The following is a 1184-nucleotide window of genomic DNA, read 5'->3' on the forward strand; positions in this document are numbered from 1 at the left end:
CTTCGTGTAGCATACATTATACGAAGTTATACGAATCGTCGACGCGCGCCGCTTCGACGAGTACCAGACGATGAACATCCCGACGTCGACCAGCGTGCCGGGCGCGGAACTCGTGCTGCGCGTGCGCGCGCTTGCACCCGATCCGCGCACGCAGGTCATCGTCAACCGCGCGGGCCGCACGCGCAGCATCATCGGCACGCAATCGCTCGTCAACGCGGGGCTGCCGAATCCGGTCGCCGCGCTGCGCAACGGCACGATCGGCTGGACGCTGGCCGGCCAGACGCTCGAGCGCGGTGCGGCGCGCCGCTTTCCGGACGAGATCGACGCGACGCAGCGCGCCGAAGCCCGTCAGGCTGCCCGCGCGGTGGCCGAGCGCGCGGGCGTGCCGCGCATCGCGCTCGAGGACGTCGCCACGCTCGACGAACCGGGCCGCACGCTGTACCGCTTCGACGTGCGCACGCCCGAGGAATACGAAGCCGGGCATCTGCCGGGCTTCCTGAGCACGCCGGGCGGCCAGCTCGTGCAGGAGACCGACCATCACGCGGCCGTGCGCGGCGCGCGGATCGTGCTGGCCGACGACGACGGCGTGCGCGCGGACATGACCGCCTCGTGGCTTGCCCAGATGGGCTGGGACGTGCGCGTGGTCGAGCCGGCGGGCACCGCGGCATTCTCCGAGCGCGGCCAGCCGCCGCGCGACGTGCCGGCAACGCCGCCCGCCGCCGACGTGTCGCCCGCGACGCTCGCCGGCTGGCTGAAGGAGGCCGCGCCCGGCGAGCTCGCGATCGTCGACGTGACGGCCAGCGCGAACTACGTGAAGCGGCATATTCCCGGCGCGTGGTTTGCCGTGCGCGCGCAGTTGCGCGACGCGCTGGCGACGATTCCGCCCGCGAAGCGCTACGTGTTCACGTGCGGATCGAGCCTGCTGGCGCGGTTCGCGGCGGATGACGCGCGTGCGCTGCTGCCGGCATCGGCCGAGATCCGGGTGCTGACCGGCGGCACGGCCGCGTGGATCGAGGCCGGGCTGCCGCTGGAGAGCGGCGAGACGCATCTGGCGTCGCCGCGCGTCGATCGCTACCGGCGTCCGTACGAAGGCACCGACAACGCGGCCGCCGCGATGCAGGCGTATCTCGACTGGGAATACGGGCTGGTCGACCAGTTGAAGCGGGACGGCACGCACCACTTCA

At 72.2% G+C, this 1184-nt stretch carries 1 pseudogene; it reads left to right on the plus strand.

Features of this window, described 5'->3' with window-relative positions:
- Window positions 1–34 precede the first annotated feature (34 nt).
- Window positions 35–1184, plus strand: a pseudogene (locus tag JMF90_RS37890) (rhodanese homology domain-containing protein); the annotation flags it as partial.

It is taken from the genome of Burkholderia sp. E168m23 (genome assembly GCF_016586125.1).
In the GTDB taxonomy this organism is placed as follows: domain Bacteria; phylum Pseudomonadota; class Gammaproteobacteria; order Burkholderiales; family Burkholderiaceae; genus Burkholderia; species Burkholderia orbicola.